The 16,191-nt window shown below is 69.6% G+C and carries 11 protein-coding genes and 2 pseudogenes; 8 read left to right on the top strand and 5 right to left on the bottom strand.

Going from position 1 to position 16,191, the window contains the following annotated elements:
* The 4 genes and pseudogenes from K8V11_RS11445 to K8V11_RS11430 form a co-directional block, all read left to right on the top strand.
* A pseudogene (locus K8V11_RS11445) lies at positions 1-196 on the top strand (glucose-6-phosphate dehydrogenase (coenzyme-F420)); the annotation flags it as partial.
* On the top strand, positions 190-846 hold the full coding sequence (locus tag K8V11_RS11440) for a suppressor of fused domain protein (RefSeq protein ID WP_303914244.1): 657 nt from the start codon (positions 190-192) through the stop codon (positions 844-846). The pseudogene K8V11_RS11445 and the gene K8V11_RS11440, both read left to right, overlap by 7 nt.
* A gap of 346 nt (positions 847-1,192) precedes the next feature.
* Positions 1,193-3,289 carry a phosphate acetyltransferase gene (gene pta / locus K8V11_RS11435; RefSeq protein ID WP_303914249.1) on the top strand — a complete coding sequence of 699 codons (2,097 nt, stop codon included), beginning with the start codon at positions 1,193-1,195 and terminating at the stop codon, positions 3,287-3,289.
* 52 nt (positions 3,290-3,341) lie between these two features.
* Positions 3,342-4,523, top strand: a complete 1,182-nt coding sequence (locus K8V11_RS11430) for an acetate/propionate family kinase (RefSeq protein ID WP_303914240.1) — start codon at positions 3,342-3,344, stop codon at positions 4,521-4,523.
* A gap of 168 nt (positions 4,524-4,691) precedes the next feature.
* Here the strand turns inward: K8V11_RS11430 and K8V11_RS11425 are convergent, their stop codons facing one another.
* From K8V11_RS11425 to K8V11_RS11410, 4 genes are read right to left on the bottom strand one after another with little or no spacing between them, the layout of a single operon-like run.
* Positions 4,692-6,167: a YdiU family protein gene (locus K8V11_RS11425; RefSeq protein WP_303914239.1), complete on the bottom strand. Its 1,476-nt coding sequence runs from the start codon at positions 6,165-6,167 to the stop codon at positions 4,692-4,694.
* A 34-nt stretch (positions 6,168-6,201) separates the two neighbouring features.
* Positions 6,202-9,075, bottom strand: coding sequence for a serine/threonine protein kinase (locus K8V11_RS11420; protein ID WP_303914236.1), 2,874 nt, complete (start codon positions 9,073-9,075; stop codon positions 6,202-6,204).
* Between the two features lie 2 nt (positions 9,076-9,077).
* Positions 9,078-10,295, bottom strand: a complete 1,218-nt coding sequence (locus K8V11_RS11415; protein WP_303914233.1) for a glutamate ABC transporter substrate-binding protein — start codon at positions 10,293-10,295, stop codon at positions 9,078-9,080.
* Between the two features lie 10 nt (positions 10,296-10,305).
* Positions 10,306-11,673, bottom strand: a complete 1,368-nt coding sequence (locus K8V11_RS11410) for a hypothetical protein (RefSeq protein ID WP_303914231.1) — start codon at positions 11,671-11,673, stop codon at positions 10,306-10,308.
* Positions 11,674-11,943: 270 nt separating this feature from the next.
* Between K8V11_RS11410 and K8V11_RS11405 the strand changes: the two genes are divergently transcribed.
* Entirely contained in the window at positions 11,944-12,966 is a 1,023-nt protein-coding gene (locus K8V11_RS11405) for an NUDIX hydrolase (protein WP_303914229.1), read from the top strand.
* 304 nt (positions 12,967-13,270) lie between these two features.
* Here the strand turns inward: K8V11_RS11405 and thiE are convergent, their stop codons facing one another.
* Positions 13,271-14,125, bottom strand: coding sequence for a thiamine phosphate synthase (gene thiE / locus K8V11_RS11400; protein WP_303914227.1), 855 nt, complete (start codon positions 14,123-14,125; stop codon positions 13,271-13,273).
* Between the two features lie 28 nt (positions 14,126-14,153).
* Between thiE and K8V11_RS11395 the strand changes: the two genes are divergently transcribed.
* The 3 genes and pseudogenes from K8V11_RS11395 to thiG form a co-directional block, all read left to right on the top strand.
* The gene (locus K8V11_RS11395) at positions 14,154-15,497 is read left to right on the top strand and encodes an FAD-dependent oxidoreductase (RefSeq protein ID WP_303914224.1); all 1,344 of its coding nucleotides are present in this window, start codon (positions 14,154-14,156) and stop codon (positions 15,495-15,497) included.
* Between the two features lies 1 nt (position 15,498).
* On the top strand, positions 15,499-15,753 hold the full coding sequence (thiS, locus tag K8V11_RS11390) for a sulfur carrier protein ThiS (protein ID WP_369693073.1): 255 nt from the start codon (positions 15,499-15,501) through the stop codon (positions 15,751-15,753).
* A 109-nt stretch (positions 15,754-15,862) separates the two neighbouring features.
* Positions 15,863-16,191 (top strand): annotated as a pseudogene (gene thiG, locus K8V11_RS11385) (thiazole synthase); the annotation flags it as partial.

The raw sequence follows: 16,191 nt of genomic DNA, 5'->3' as shown, positions 1-16,191 counted from the left end.
CGAGCAGGTCGCCAAGCGCTGGATTGTCGCCTCGACCCCGGAGGAGGTGCTCGAGCAGCTGCAGCCGTACGTCGACGCAGGCCTCAACCACCTCGTCTTCCATGCGCCGGGCAACGACCAGCGCCGCTTCCTCACGCAGTTCTCCGAAGACCTCAAGCCGGCGTTCGCCGATCTGAAGGTGCCGGCGCAGTGGTAGGAGAGAAAGGCGCGGCGGCGGGCGGCGCAGGCGCTTCGGGGATGCCCGAGGGCCTCGACGGCCCGGCGGACCTCGAGGGCCTGGATCCGCTGCTCGTCGAGGGGATGCGGGTGCTGCGTTACCCGCACAAGACCGAGAAGGACGACGAAGGCAACCAGACCGAGTGGCACTGCGATGTGGTCGTCGCCGACGGCGTGCCCGCGCCGGGCTTTTCCACCTATGCGACGAGCGGCGTCCGGAAATTCCCCACGAACCTCACGTCCGAGGACGGGAAGGAGCTGCGCACCGAGTTCGTTCTCGCCGCCCGCACGACCGCGCGGGAGGCCGCGGACGTCACGGACGCGTGCGCGCTCGCCGCATCCAATGGCACGTTTCATATCGCGCCCGGCGCCGTCATCCCCGATGCGGTGAAGTTCGTGGCGCCGAACCTGCGTTGCGAGCACATTCTGCTCGTGCCGCCATTCCTGTGGCCGGAGCTCGAGGTGGTCCGCGAGCTTTCCGATGACGCCGTACTTACGCGGCTGCAGGCCGTTCCGATCACCCGCGGCGAATTGCAGTTTGCGGCCGAGAAGGGCGCGGATGCGCTGATGGAGCGGCTCGAGACCCGCGGCGCGGACGTGTCGAACTTCGACCGGCCGTCGGTGGTGTAGCTGCAGGACGCTGCAGTGGAGCGCAGTCGCACCCGGAATCTCGGATGCTGGCAAACTGGACGGCGTGAGCAAAGCGTCGGATACCGAAGCAAGCGAAAAGAAGGCCGCCGGCCGCAAGGCGAAGAAGGGCGGCAGCACGAAGGCTTCCTCGAAGAAGGCCTCGGCTGTGTCGTCGGCGAAGAAGTCGACGGCGAAGGCCGAGAAGTCGACCAAGAAGTCGCAGGGGAAGGCCGGCTCGAAGAAGGCCTCGGCGAAGGGCGCTTCGACGAAGAAGGCCGAGTCGGCCAAAAAGACCGCGTCGACAAAGAAGGCAGCGGCAGACAAGGCGACGTCGGCGCCGGCGACCGTGCCCGAGCGTCGCACGGATGACAGCGACGCCGCGCCGTCAAGCGTGTTCGTGGTGGCCTCCGAGGGTGCGACCGGTAAGTCGACGGTGGCGCTGGGCCTGCTGCGGTTCCTCGCCGGCAAGGTGCAGCGCGTGGGCGTATTCCGGCCGATCGCGCCGATCGCAGAAGGCGAGCGCGACGAGATCCTCGAGGTGCTGCAGCAGCACACGACCGTCGACATCCCGTACGAGGACTGCATCGGTGTCGCGGGGGACCTGTTCCACGCGAACCCCGAGCAGCGGATCGACGAGATCGTGCAGCGCTACCACGCGGTCGCGGACCAGTGCGACGCCGTCGTCGTGCTCGGCTCGGACTACACCGGCGTGGCGTACCCGCCGGAGTTCGACGTCAACGGGCTGATTGCGACGAACCTCGGCATCGGGGTGCTGCTGGTGGTCAAGTCGTTCAAGCGCACCCCGGAGGAGATCGCCGGCAACGCGGAGGTCTCGCTGCAGGAGCTGCGTAATCACCACGCGCACCCGGTGGCGCTCGTCGCGAACCGATGCGACCCTGACGCGGTCGAGGACATCGAGTCCGCGCTCAGCTCGCTCGACATGCCCGTGTGGGCGGTGCCCGAGGACCCGGTGCTCGTCGCGCCGACGATGGGCGAGCTGATGGATGCGCTCGACGGCGAATTCCACGCCGGCGATCCGGCACTGCTCGACCGCGAGGCGATGCACATGATGGTCGGCGGCATGACCGCCGATCGCATCCTCGCGCGCCTCAAGGACGGCCAGGTTGTCATCGTTCCCGCCGACCGCACGGACGCCGTGCTCGCGGTGGCTTCGGCACACAACGCCGAGGGCTTCCCATCGCTCGCGGGCATGGTGTGGAACGGCGGCGTCGAGCCGTCGCCCGAACTCGACCGGCTCATCCACGGGCTCAAGCCGTCGATGCCGATCATCAAGACCAAGCACGGGACCTACGAATCCGCTTCCATCGCCTCGAGCACCCGCGGGCGAATTAACTCCACGTCCGGCCGCAAGGTGGAGGCGGCGTTGTCGCTGATGGAGAAGTATGTCGACACCTCGGAGCTGATGGAACGCCTGCAGGTGCGGATCCCCGACGTCATTACCCCGCAGATGTTCGAATACCGCCTCCTCGAGCAGGCGCGGAGCGACCGCCGTCATATCGTGCTTCCCGAAGGCACCGACGACCGCATCCTCCACGCCGCCGGGAGGCTGATGCGCCGCGACGTGGCGAAGCTGACGATCCTCGGAGACGAGGAGGCCGTTCCGGCGCGCGCCGAGGAGCTCGGCATCGACCTCGGCGACGCGACGATCCTCGACCCGGCGACGAGCAAGCACCGGGAGAGGTTCGCGAAGAAATACGCCAAGCTGCGCAAGCACAAGGGCGTGACGTTGGAGCAGGCGCGCGAGAAGGTCGCCGACATCTCGTACTTCGGCACCATGATGGTGCTCGAGGGCATGGCCGACGGCATGGTCTCCGGCGCCGCGCACACCACGGCGCACACGATCCGGCCCTCGCTCGAGGTGATCAAGACCAAGCCGGGCGTGAACACGGTGTCCTCGGTGTTCTTCATGTGTCTGGCCGACCACGTGCTCGCGTTCGCGGACTGCGCGGTCGTGCCCGACCCCACCGCGGCGCAGCTCGCCGACATCGCCGTGTCCTCGGCGGAGACGGCCTCGCAGTTCGGCATCAATCCGCGCGTGGCGATGCTGTCGTACTCGACCGGCGACTCCGGTTCGGGCGAGGAGGTGGAGAAGGTCCGCGAGGGCACGAGCGTCGCCGAGGAGCGGCTCACCGGCATTCCCGTCGAGGGGCCGATCCAGTTCGACGCCGCCGTCGACCCGATCGTCGCGCAGAAGAAGGCGCCCGGATCGGACGTCGCGGGGCAGGCGACCGTGCTCATCTTCCCCGACCTCAACACCGGCAACAACACCTATAAGGCCGTGCAGCGCACCGCCGGCGCCGTGGCGATCGGCCCGGTCCTGCAGGGCCTGAACAAGCCGATCAACGATCTCTCGCGGGGCGCGCTCGTCGAGGACATCGTCAACACGGTCGCGATCACCGCGATCCAGGCGCAGAAGTCCTAGCCCCGGCGGCCCTCGCGCCGGCGGCCCGCCGTCCAACCTTCGAAGGAGCACCGTGACCAAGGTCCTCGTGATCAACTCCGGCTCGTCCAGCCTCAAAATGCAGATCGTCGACACCGACGGCGAGACCCTCGCCACCTCGCTGTCCGAGCGGATCGGCGACAGCGGTTCCGTCGTGCATGTGCAGGCGGGGGATGACGGCGAACGACGCGAGCGGCAGGTCGACCTCGCCAACCACGGCGAAGCACTGGAGGTCGTGCTCGAGCTCGTCGCGGAATTGGGCGTGCACCCGAAGGACGTGGGAGTGTCGATCGTCGGGCACCGCGTCGTGCACGGCGGGTCCAAATTCACGCAGCCGACGCTCGTCGACTCCGCGGTCGAGGACGAGATCGAGAGGCTCGCCGAGCTGGCGCCGCTACACAACCCGGCGAACCTGCGCGGCATCCGCGTGGCGCGGGAGATGTTCCCCGAACTGCCGCACGTCGCGGTGTTCGACACCGGCTTCTTCTCCACCCTGCCGGCCTCGGCGTACACCTACGCGGTGCCGCCGGAGTGGGACATCCGCCGCTACGGTTTCCACGGCACGTCGCACGCGTACGTGTCCGAGCAGGCCGCGCTGGTCCTGGGGCGCTCGTACTCCGACGTCAACCAGATCGTGTTGCACCTGGGCAACGGCGCCTCGGCCTCGGCGGTCGCAGGCGGCGAGGCGGTGGAGACGTCGATGGGGCTCACTCCGTTGGAGGGCCTCGTGATGGGAACGCGGCCGGGCGATGTGGACCCGGGTGCGCTCATTCACCTGATGGACGAGCAGGGCGTCTCGCCGAAGGAGCTGTCCGAGGGGCTCAACCGCGCCTCGGGGCTCAAGGGTCTTGCCGGGGTGTCGGACTTCCGCGAGGTGCTGGAGCGGGCCGATGCCGGGGACGCCGATGCGCAGCTGGCGTACGACGTCACCGTGCACCGGTTGCGCAAGTACGTGGGCGCGTACTGGGCCGTGCTCGGTCGGGTCGACGCGATCACTTTTACCGCGGGGATCGGCGAGAATGCGCCGCGCCTGCGGGCGGATGTGTTGGCGGGGTTCGAGAGCTGGGGCGTGGCGGTGGATTCGGCGGCGAACGAGTCCGGCAAGGGCGCGCGGGTGATTTCCGGCGAGGGCTCGAAGGTTGCGGCGCTGGTTGTGCCGACGAACGAGGAGCTCGCGATCGCGCGGTTCGCGGACGAGGTTGTCGGCGGGGCGTAGCGGCTTCCGCGCCGGGGCGGGGCACACGCCGCCCACACACCAACTCGCGGGCGCAGACACCAATCTACGGTCCGGAAAATCGTGAGCTGAGGTTGGTTTCTACGCCCGCACGTTGGTGTGTAGGCCGGAAGTAGGTGTCTGGCGCCGATGAATGCTGCGGCGGAGCAATCAGGTGCCGCAATAGGTGGTGTACGGGCCGAAATCCTCGGGCGCGGGCTGCGCGTAGCGCTCGAAGCCTGCGCGTTCGGTGAACGGCGAGGTCACGGCGTCGAGCAGCGTGCCGAAGGGTGCGAGGTCCCCGCCCGTCGCGGCGTCGAGCGCCTCCTCGACAAGGTGATTGCGCGGAATGTAGACCGGGTTCGTCCGGTCCATGAGCTCGCGGTCCGGGCTGAGGTCCAGCCAGCGGGTGAGCCACGCGTCGAGGGCCTCGGGTTCGGACACGAGGGAGGTCACCGGCGTCCGATCGTCGCTGGTTACGCGCGCGAGGGCGCGGAAGAACGTGGTGAAATCGAGCGCGTGCGACGTCAGGAGATCCATGAGGTCTCCGAGCAACTCGGGCGGGACGCCGTCGGCAGAGCCCGCACTCGCAGATCCGGCGGAAAGGCCGAGCTTCGCTGCCAACCCGGCGCGCCAGGCGTCGGTGTAGAGATCGGGGAAGCGGCGGAGCGAGGCCTCCGCGAGCTCGATGCCGCGCTCGGGGGTGTCGGTGAGCAGCGGCAGCAGCGTCTCGGCGAAGCGGACGAGGTTCCAGTGCGCGATCTGCGGCTGGTTGCCGTAGGCGTAGCGGCGCTGCGCATCGATCGAGCTGAACACGGTCGCCGGGTCGAAGTGGTCCATGAACGCGCACGGGCCGTAGTCGATGGTCTCGCCGGAGATGGTCATATTGTCGGTGTTCATCACGCCGTGGATAAAGCCGACGTTCATCCACTGCGCGACGAGCGAGGCCTGCGCGGAGATCACCGCGTCGAGCAGCGCGAGGTACGGGTTCTCCGCGTCGGCGGCGTCGGGGTGGTGGCGCGCGATGGCGTGGTCGGCGAGGCGGCGCAGGAGGTCGTCGTCGCCGGCGACGCGCGCGTATTGGAACGAGCCGACGCGCAGGTGGCTGGAGGCGACGCGCACGAGCATCGCGCCGGGCTGGATGGTTTCGCGGCGCACGCCGTGGCCCGTGGCGATGACGGCGAGCGAGCGTGTGGTCGGCACGCCGAGCGCGGCCATCGCCTCGCTGATCAGGTACTCGCGCAGCATCGGCCCGAGGACCGCGCGGCCATCGCCCATCCGCGAGAACCGGGTGCGTCCGGAGCCCTTGAGCCCGATGTCGCGCAGCCGCCCCGCGCGGTTGCGGAGCTCGCCGAGCAGGAGCGCGCGCCCGTCGCCGAGGTGCGGGTTGAAGTTGCCGAACTGGTGCCCCGAATAGGCCTGGGCGACGAAGGTCCCGGCGGCGGTGTCCTGCCCGGTGAGGAACGCCGTTCCGTCGTCGCTGCGCAGCCAGTCGGCGTCGAGGCCGAGCTCGGCGGCGAGCGCATCGTTGACCGCGACCAGCTGCGCCTTCGCCGGCACCTCGGCGGCGGTCGGGACCGCCATCTCGGGCAACGCCTCGGCGAACTGCGCGTCGAGATGGATGGTGGATGACGTCGGGGTGCTCATACCCCCAGCCTACGAGCCTCGCCAAACGCGGCGCCTAGAACAGGGTGTTCGGGCGGACCTCGTTGGCCCAGTCGACGAGCCGGTAGCGCTGCTGGCGTGTGCCCATATTGCGGGCGAGCGCGCGCAGCACGCGCTCCTGCCCGGTGCGCAGGCCGAAATTCGTGAACGGAACGCCGAGCAGCGGCGACTGCGACGGGCGCGGCTTGTCGGTGCCGCGCAGCCACTCGAGCGCCGTGCGAAGGACGACGAACCGGGTCTGCAGAGCGCGGTGCTCGCCGGTCGGCAGCGCCGATACGCGGCGGGCTGCATCGCGCAGGTGCCGCTCCTCCAGGTCCTCGATCTCGCGCCCCTCGCATAGCAGCATGATCGTCGTGAGCTGCGCGATCGCCCAGTAGCGCGAGTTCATCGGGACGTTGTCGAGCTCCTCGATCGCCGCGTCCGTCTCGCCGCGTTTCTGCAGCTGGCGGGCGAGGCCGAATGCCGAGGAGATCACCGAACGGTCGGTCGACCACACGCGCCGGTACAGCTGCTCGGATGCGCGCTGCCAGCGGGCGCGTTCGCTTTCGCCGGCATAGTCGAGGATCAGCTCCGCGGTCGCGGCGAGCGCGAGCTTCGGCCCCGTCTCGCCTGGCATCGCCGACAGCACCTGCTGGAACCGCCCGTATGCGCCGACCGGGTTGCCCTCGAGAAGGTAGAGGACGCCGCCGTACCAGGCGAGACGCCATTCGATCTCGAAATCGTCCTTCTGCGGCAGCAACAACTCCCGCGCGGCGAGGATGTCGCCGACGTCGAGGTACGCGCGCACGAGCGCCATCGTCAGCCCCACCGACGGGCCCGGCACGCGGTGGGCGTAGGTGCCTCCACCCGATGACGTCGCAGATGCGCCGCCCGGCAAGGCGTCCGATCCTCCGGCGGCCGTCGTCTTGTCGAGCGTCGACTGCGCAGCCTGTGTGGACTGTTCTTGAGTAGAGGCGGCCTGGGTCGGCGCGGCTTGCGTCGAGCTGGCCTGTGTGGCGGCAGCCTGCGTGTGGGCGCCCTGGGTTGCGGCGGCCTGCGTGTTCGCCGACGGGGCGTCGTCGGCGTGGCGCTTCGCGTTCGCCTCGGAGGCCGCGGCGGAGGAGATCTGTCCGTCAGTCGTGGTCGGCGGCCCGCCGACGGCGCCCGCGTCTTTCACGTCGTCGGAAGGTGTTTTCGCCTTGCTGGACGAGGCCGAGGTTATCCCTTGCTCCGGGTCCTGGGAGGCCTTGGCCTTCTTTGCGTGTGCAGCAAGTTCGTCGTCATACAACTTTTGTAGCGTTTCGAGCCGCTCCTCGGCGGAGGCGAAGGATGCCGCGTTGAGGCGCTGCGCCGAGGGATCCCCGGGCTCGATGAGCGGGGCGGGCAGCGAGTTGACGAGCTCCGGGCCCGAGAGGGTGTGGCCGCGCGGGCGGCCGTCGATGATCGAGTCGACGGGGATGAGCGAATAGAGCGTGCCGAAAGTCGCGCGCTGCGGGGAGAACACGGCCGAGAACGCCGGCTGCGGGACGCCCGTCCGCAGCGCGACGACCTCGCGCAGGACACCCATGAGCTGCCCCGCCATGCCTTCTGCGGTGCGGAAACGCATGTTCGGGTTCGGGTTGGTCGCGCGGAGGAGGAAGCGGTACAGCGAGTCGTACTGTGAGAACAGCGGCTCCTCGAGAGGGGACGGGATGCCGTCGGCGTAGCGGCCGTTCTTCACCGGGAGGCGGCAAATGAGCGAGGCGAGCGTGCGGCCGACGGTGTAGAGGTCCGAGGCGACCGACGGTCCGGTGCGCGCGATCTCCGGCGCCTGGAACCCGGGCGTGCCGTAGATGTAGCCGTACGAGCCGATGCCCGAGACCGCGCCCATGTCGATGAGCTTGACGTGCTCCTCGGTGAGCATGATGTTCTCGGGCTTGAGGTCGTTGTAGACGAGCCCGACCGAATGCAGGTAGCCGAGGGCGGGGAGGACCTCGAGGACGTAGGCGATCGCCGTCTCCACGGGCAGGACGCGGTCGGAGGACTCGCGGCGCACGTCACGCAGGCTCGGGCCGCCGACGTACTCCATGACGATGTAGCCGCCGTGGTTCGGCGAGATCGCCCAGTCGTCGTGGATGAAGTTGAAGATACGCACGATCGACGGGTGCGAGAGCTCGGCGAGGAACTCTCGCTCGGACACCGCGACCTTGCGGGCCTCGGCGCGGTCGGCGTGGAGCAGGCCCTTGAGCACGACCCAGCGGTCGGAGACGTTGTGGTCGATGGCGATGTAGATCCAGCCCATGCCGCCGTGCGCGAGGCAGCCCTGGACCTCGTACTGATCGGCGACGATATCGCCGGGCTGTAGCTCGGGCTCGGGGAGCCGGCCTTCGGAGTCGTCGATTTCCTGCGCGATCTTCTCCGGCGACATGAGTGCTGCCGCCGGGTCGCGCGGGCTGATGTATGGCAGCTCGACCAGGCCCTCGGCCGCCAAGGATAGGCGACTCTTGGGCTCGGAGGGCTTGCGCATTCGGAAGCGCGGGCCGGGGGCGAAGTCGTCGCGGCCCTGGCGCCCGCCGGAATCGGAGAGCACGTTCGTGGTGAGTTGCGCGCGCGTGCTCGTGTCGAGGCCGGCGCCGGCGGTGAACTCCTCGTCCTCGGTGTTCCTACCCGTGGATCGCCGGCCCGCTGGTCCGGTCGAGGGCATTGCCCCGGTGGGTTGCATCGCACCGGTGTGCTGCATGGCTCCGGTCGCTTCCATCGCGCCCGTGACCTGCATCGCGCCGGTTTCCTGCGTGGGTTCGGCGGCCTTTGCGGGTGCCGGATCGGAAGAGTCCTCCGGCTCCGGCGTGACCGCCTGGGTGCCGACCGTGGGCTCGTCGTCGAGCGGCCGGTTCCGCGAGGAGGTGTCGTTGTCTGCGCGGCCTGTAGCCATCGCTAGTTCCCTCCCTCTTCGGAAGTAGAGGTGGACGTAGAGTTCGACGTCGGCGGTGTCGAGGACTGCGGCTTCGATGTGGATGAGGATAGTCCGGCGTCATCGGGGAGATCCTCGGAGTACACCGGGCGCGGCATGACGGGGTTCGAACCGTATTGGCTCAGCCACTTGTTGTACATCTCGCGCCAGCGGCCGGAGGAACGAATCCGTTCGAGCGTCCCGTTGACCTGCCGTACGAGCCCGTCGGTGTTGTCGCCGGGGCGGTTCGGCGGAATGCCCACGCCGTACGGCTCGGCGCTGACGTAGTCGCCGACGATCACGAGGTTCGGGTCCTGGGCGACCATGCCGGCGAGGATCGCGTCGTCGGTGGTGATCGCATCGACCTGCTCCTGCTGGATCGCGACGAGGCAGTCTGCCCACGTGTTCACGCTCAGCACGGTCACGTCGCCGACGATATCCCGCAGCTTCGCCGCTGACGTCGTCCCCTCGGCCACGCACACGCGCTTGCCGTCGAGGTCGCTGAGCTGGCCGATCTCCGAGCCTCGCAGGGTGAGAAGGCGCTGGTTGGCGCTGTAATAGGGGGCAGAGAAGCGCACGTGTTCGCGCCGCTCGCACGTGATCGACATCGACTTGACCACCACGTCGACCCGGTGGTCCTGCAGCGCGGCGATCCGCTCGCCGGAGGTCAACGAACGGAACTCGACGCGCTCGGGGTCGCCGAAGATATCGCGCGCGATCTCCTTCGCGAGGTCGACATCGAACCCCTCGAGCTCCCCGGACACGGGATCGCGGAAGCTGAACAGGTTCGACCCCTGGTCGAGCCCGACGATGAGTCGGCCGCGGTCGTAGATCTTCGGCACGAGATCCTCGGCCTCGGCGTCCGAATCGGGCGGCAGTGTCTGGAAAAGCTCGCAGTCGCCGTTCGCAGGGTCGGGCAGATCGCCGAGCGACATCACCCGCGCATCCGCGGGCAGCGGCGGTCCCGCATCGACCTTCGGGATCGCGCCGGAGGTGGTCGGGGCGCTGGATGACGTCGACGTTGTCCCCTCCGCGGCGGGGTCCGGATTGCCTGGGGAGCAGGCCGCGAGGCCCGCGCCGAGAAGCACCGCGCAGGCGGCGGCGGATGCGGCGCGTCGAATGGACGTTTGGCGCCCGGAGGCGCGCACGCCTGGGCGCGCGGCGAGCCCGCCGTCATCCATTCTGACCTGCCCGGAACCCATGGTGCCCACCCTACAAATACTCGCGGATGCGCGGCGCGATGCCCGCCACACACGCGAGCAGCGCGAGGAAGGTGAGCGTTCGGACGGCGTCCGGCGTGGTGTCGGAGGTGGCGCGCGCCTCGTCGATGACGGAGCGCAGGCGGTCGCGCGCCTTCTCGATCGCATCGACGAGCGCCGAATCGAGCTCGTCGAATGCGGCGCCGGACTCGCCCTCCTCGCGGCCGGTCGACGCGGCGATCGCGCCCTGGTAGTCGCCTTGTTGGTACAGCGAGTCGGCGCGGCGCTGCGTGGCCTGCCAGTCGTCGAGGGAATTGACGGCGTCGGTGATCGCGCCGTCGGCGTCGAGGCCGGCGTCCGCGTTCGAGCCGGACTCGAGGTAGGCGGACAGCGTGCGGCGGATCTCCTCCATCTTTCGGGTCCGCTCGTCCGAGGCGGACTCGGGATCGGTGCGGCGGACGATGTCGAGGGTCTCCGTGGCGCGCGCCTGCTGCACCCAGATGCGGGCGCGGGTGAGCTCGCTCATCGGCGCGGCGCCCTCGGAGAGGCCGCGCGAATTGCCCGTCGCCATGACGAGCCCGCCGAGCATCGTCCAGCCGAGGGCGAGGACCACGAGGAGCGTGGCCGCGGCGAGACCGATGTTGAACTGCCGGCCCGTCGCCCGCCGCAGCCACACCTGCAGCAACACGAGCATGGCGACGGCGATGGACAGCCAGATGAACGACATCCACGGCGGTGAGGACCATTCGCCGGAGAACTCCTGCACCGAGGACGACTGGTCGTCGAACAGGTCGGCGGCCGACGGGAGGATGTCGTCCTGCATCATCGCCGAGGCCTCCGCGAGGTACGCGGTGCCCACGGGGTTGCCCACGCGGTTGTTCGTGCGCGCGGTCTCGACGAGGCCGGTGTAGGTGGTGAGCTTGGAGTTGATCTCGGCGAGCATCTGCGACTGCCCGGACTCGGAGGTCTCGAGGCTCTGGGTCGCCGCGATGATCGCCGCCGCCGACGTGCCGATTGCGTTGTTGTAGCGATCGCGCAGCTCGGTCGACTCGACGCCGCCGGTGAGGAACGCGGTGTTGGCCGCCGAATCCGCGATCGACAGCGAGGAATACAGCGTCTGGGAGGCGTTGGCGACGGGCTCGATCTCGGCGAGCAAAAGGTCGCGCTGGGTCTTGCGATCCGAGGCCGTCTGCGCCGTATAAAGGCCGGTGACGAGCGTGATGAGGAGGATGACCAGCGTGAACGCCGTCATTTTTCCCGGGGTGGAGTTCGTGCCCTTGAGGAAGCGGCCGAGGCGCGCGCGAAGTCCCGGCCGTTGCGACAGCGACGTCGGCAGCACGGGCGCAGCTTTGGCCGTATCGGCCGTGTCCACTGCGGTCACGTCCCACCTCCTCAGCTTGTGCGTCTGCTCTAGCCTAATGTGAATCGAAGTGCCACGCGCGGTGTTATACGTGAGACTTATGAGGTTAGTGTGAATTGCGTTGGCTGCCCACTCGCCCGTGCGCGATGACCCCATTTTGCGCCTCGCGCCCGGCGCGCGGGCCGCTTCCGGCACTTTGCGACACACTGGGGAGGTGGGCCCCGCGCCGCGGCGTGATGTTGCGGACCGACGGGGCCGAATCGGAACCAACACGATCGACGGATGTGACCCATGGATTTGGCGGACGAAGGCGACGGCGGCGGCTGGGTCATCGGCCCGGATTCCCAGCGCCGCTGGGGGCTGTTCGGCGCGGCCGGGCTGCTCCTGCGCGCGCCGAGCCCCGACGATCCCGCCGATCCGCTCGTCCTGCTGCAGCACCGCGCGAAGTGGACGGCGTCCGGCGACACGTGGGCGCTCCCCGGCGGGGCCATCGACTCCGGCGAGACGCCCGCCGAGGCCGCCGCGCGCGAAACGTTCGAGGAGGCCGGAATCCCCGTGGGGGCGGTTCGCGTCCGCGGCGAGCGCGTCACCTCGCGCATGTCCGGCGTCCCCCGCCCGCGTACCCGCATCGGTGCGCTTCGGCACGACGGCTCTTTGCCAGGTGGGATGAGCCGTTCGCATTCCATCGAGTGGACGTACACGACGGTGTTCGCGGACGTCCCTGAGCCGCTCGACACGATCGCGAACTACGAGTCGGTCGAGCTGCGCTGGGTGCGTCAGTCCGAGGTGGAGGGGTTCAATTTGATGCCCGCGTTCGCCGAGGCGTGGCCGTCGCTTCGCGCGCGGCCGGTGTCGTGCGTGGTCGATGTCGCGAATGTGCTGGGCTCGCGGTCGAACGGCTGGTGGCGCGACCGCGCGGGCTACACGTCCGCGCTGCTCGGCGACCTTGCAGGCGCTGTGCCGTGCGCGCTCGCGCCGGGTGCCATGTCTGGCGGCGGGACTTCTGCGGGGTCGGGGTCGGCCTCGGCGGGCGACCAACCCACCTCTGACGCCGGAGGTACCTGGCTCGCCCGGACCACCGTGGTCGTCGAGGGCGCGGCCAAGAAAGCCGAGTCGCCGGCCTCCCTCGTGCGGGTCGACGCGCCCGGCGAGGGTGACGACACGATCGTCGACGTGGCGTCCGCCGAACTCGCAACGGCCGGCCCCGGCAATGTCCTCGTCGTGACCTCCGACCGTGGCCTGCGCAATAGGCTGCCGGCTGGGATTTCGGTGCTCGGCTCCGGCGGGTTCCTCTCGCGCCTCGGGCTGAAGTAGCGACCCGCGACCACACCGGTCCCAATAGCCACTGCGGTTGCGATCTCCCGGGTAGCTCTTTCGACGGTATGAAGTCGCCCCCGGAGAGCGATACACACCAACCTGCGGGGCTACACACCAACCTGCGGTCGAGAAATTCGTGTTCCTGGGTTGGTTTATAGGCCCACAAGTTGGTGTGTACGCCCGCAAGTTGGTGTGTGGCACCCCGGGTGGGTTATTGCGCGCGGTCGACGAGGACGGCATGGACAAGAGGGCGGGTTCGGCGCGGAAGGAGAGCGCCGGACTACAGGCGAGGCCGTCGGACCTAGAGCTGCGCGGTAACGGCGGCCCGCATTTCCCGGGCGGCCGAGGTGATGTCGTCCGCCGCCGTCACTGCGCGAACGACGACGACGCGCGAAGCACCGGCCGCGAGAACCTCGCCGACATTCGAGACGTCGATGCCGCCGATCGCGAACCACGGCTTGGCGGCAGGGGAGGTGCTGGGTGCGTCGGCGCTGGCTGAGGGCGAGTTGGCGGCGGAGGCAGAGGCGGTCGCCGCGTGCTCGACCAGCGGCAGGCCGGGAGCTTCGCGGCCGGGCTTGGTCGGGGTCGGCCACGTGGGGCCGGTGCAGAAATAGTCGACGTAGGCATCGGCGAGGGCCGCGTCGACTTCCTCGGCCGCGTGGCAGGAGCGGCCGATAATCGGGCCGGCGCCGAGAATCTCCCTGGCCACGGCCACGGGGAGATCGTCCTGGCCGAGATGCATCACGTCCGCCGACACCGCGTATGCCACATCGGCGCGGTCGTTGACCGCGAACAAGGCGCCGGCGGAGGCGGCCTCCTCGGCGAGGACGCGCAGCGCCGTCGTCTCGTGGAGTGCTTCCAGTGGGCCGAACTCGCGCTCGCCGGCCGAGCCCTTGTCGCGCAGCTGCACGATGTCGACGCCGCCGGCAAACGCGGCGCGGACATCGCGGCGAAGGGCGGGGAAGTCGCCGGACCATCCGGACTCGCGGGCGGCGGCGTCGCGATCCCGGCGCGCGTCGATGCAGACGTAGAGGCGGGCGGTGGCAAGGCGCTCTCGGCGCCAGACGCGCAGGGCGTCACCGCCGGTGGGGCGCGGCGTAATCTGGTTGGCGGGATCGGCCTGGGGCGAATCAGCTCGGGACGAATCAGCTGGCATAGCTCAACAATACTGGGAGGAAATCGCGTTGGCCGCAGCACGGAAGGTCGCCATCATCGGCGGCTCGGTGATCGGCCTGACGATCGCGTTCCGCGCCGCGCGCGCCGGGTTCGAGGTTACGGTGTTCGACCCCGACGATTCCGGGCCCGCGGGAACGCCCGCACGCTCGGCCGCGTGGGTCGCCGGCGGAATGCTCGCGCCGTACTCGGAGGCGTGGCCCGGCGAGCCGGACGGGCTCCGCCTCGGGCTTGAGGCACTCGCCGCGTGGCCTGCGCTGCTCGAGGAGCTGGCGCCCTACCAGGCGAGCGGCGGAAGCGATGGTGAGGCGGCAGCGGAAGGCGAGAGCGCCGAGCCCGCCGACCCGTGGACCTTCGGCGACATCCGCACCGGAAACGGTTGCCTCCTCCTCGGCTGCGATTCCGCGGACGCGCGCGACAATAATCTCGCGCTCGACTGGGCGCTCGAGACGGCTGGCCTCGAGCCGCAGAGCGGTGCGGATACCGTCGATCCGGCGACGCTGGGGGACGCCGACCAGAACAACCTCGCGGCCGAGAACCCGGTCCGCCGCATCACCCGGCGCGACATGCGAGCGCTCGAACCGGGGCTCACCGGCCAGATCCGCAGCGCCCACTACATGCCCGGCGAGGGTTCGATCGACAACCGCCGCCTGCTCGGTGCGCTCCGCCGCGGCACCGAAGCGCTGGGCGTCGCCTTCGTCCGCCGCCGCATCGAGAATCTCGACCAGCTCGGTGCGGGCGCGGAGGCCGGCTTCAACGCGGTCGTCATCGCCGCCGGGGAGGGTTCGTCGCGGCTCGCCAACTTGCCCGTGCGGAACGTCAAAGGCGAGGTCCTGCGGCTGTTCGAGCGCCCCGGCTGCGAGCCCGCGCCCACCCACGTCGTGCGCGCGCAGGTGCGCGGTCGGCCGCTGTATCTCGTACCGCGCGAGGGTGGCCTCGTCGTGGGTGCGACGCAGTACGAGCACGGCGAGGACCGCCAGGTCACCGTCGCCGGCGTGCGCGATCTCCTCTCCGACGCCGAAACCGTGTTCCCCGCGATCGGCGAGTACGAGCTCCGCGAGACCATCGCCGGCTTGCGGCCGATGTCCGCCGATAATCTGCCGTACATCGGGCCGCTGCCGCCGGAATTGCTGGGAGGTCCGACGTCATTTGCGAATGACGCCGGAGGTGGCGAACCCGTTGCCCCGCTGATTCTCGCGGCCACAGGACACGGCAGGAACGGGGTGGCGCTGTCGAGCGTGACGGCCGAGGCAATCCTGGCCTACCTTGAAGAGGGAGCGGATGCGGCCGTGTCGGGTGCGGTCGCCGCAGCTCATCCGGCGCGCATCCTGCGCGGGAGAAAGGACGTGAACTGACATGCCAGTGGACCAGAATTCGGTGGAGAAGCACTCAGGTGCTGCGGCCGAGGCGATCTCGGTGGCCGTGAATGGCGAGGCGCGAGAGGTGCCCGCCGGGTCGACGGTCGCGGATCTCGCGCGCATTCTCGACCTGCCGGAATCGGGCGTGGCGATCGCCGTCGACGACGACGTCGTGCCCGCGGCGCGTTGGGCGCAGGTGTCGCTGCGCGCGGATGCGCAGGTCGACGTTCTTACCGCGGTTCAGGGCGGATAGCGGCGTGGGGGACGAGTTCGCCGCTGGCTCGGCGGAAACGGATGCCAACCCGGGCGATGCGCTGCCGCCGCTGGTTATTGCCGGCGAGGAGGTGCCCTCGCGGTTGATCATGGGTACCGGCGGTGCTTCCAACCAGGAGATTCTGCGCGAGGCTCTGATCGCCTCGGGCACGGCGCTGACGACGGTGTCGATCCGGAAGGTCGATCTGCGCGCCGGCTATAACGGCGCCGGGCTGCTGCCGCTGCTCGGCGAGCTCGGGATTCGCACGCTGCCGAATACTGCTGGGTGCCGCAGCGCGCGCGAGGCCGTGAAGACGGCGAAGATGGCGCGCGAGGCGCTCGGCACGAACTGGGTCAAGCTCGAGGTGATCGCCGACGAGCGGACGCTGATGCCCGATGCGATCGAGCTCGTGGCGGCGGCGGAGGAGCTCGTCGACGA

This window comes from Dietzia timorensis (assembly GCF_020742175.1).
Lineage (GTDB): Bacteria > Actinomycetota > Actinomycetes > Mycobacteriales > Mycobacteriaceae > Dietzia > Dietzia timorensis_A.
The sequence above is the reverse complement of the archived record's forward strand: the minus strand, read 5'-3'. Positions and strand labels throughout refer to the sequence as shown.

Coding starts and splice junctions, on each gene's coding strand:
- K8V11_RS11425 (WP_303914239.1), bottom strand. CDS start 6,167: ATGAGCACCCCGACGTCATCCACCATCCATCTCGACGCGCAGTTCGCC.
- K8V11_RS11420 (WP_303914236.1), bottom strand. CDS start 9,075: ATGGCTACAGGCCGCGCAGACAACGACACCTCCTCGCGGAACCGGCCG.
- K8V11_RS11415 (WP_303914233.1), bottom strand. CDS start 10,295: ATGGGTTCCGGGCAGGTCAGAATGGATGACGGCGGGCTCGCCGCGCGC.
- K8V11_RS11405 (WP_303914229.1), top strand. CDS start 11,944: ATGGATTTGGCGGACGAAGGCGACGGCGGCGGCTGGGTCATCGGCCCG.
- thiE (WP_303914227.1), bottom strand. CDS start 14,125: ATGCCAGCTGATTCGTCCCGAGCTGATTCGCCCCAGGCCGATCCCGCC.
- thiS (WP_369693073.1), top strand. CDS start 15,499: ATGCCAGTGGACCAGAATTCGGTGGAGAAGCACTCAGGTGCTGCGGCC.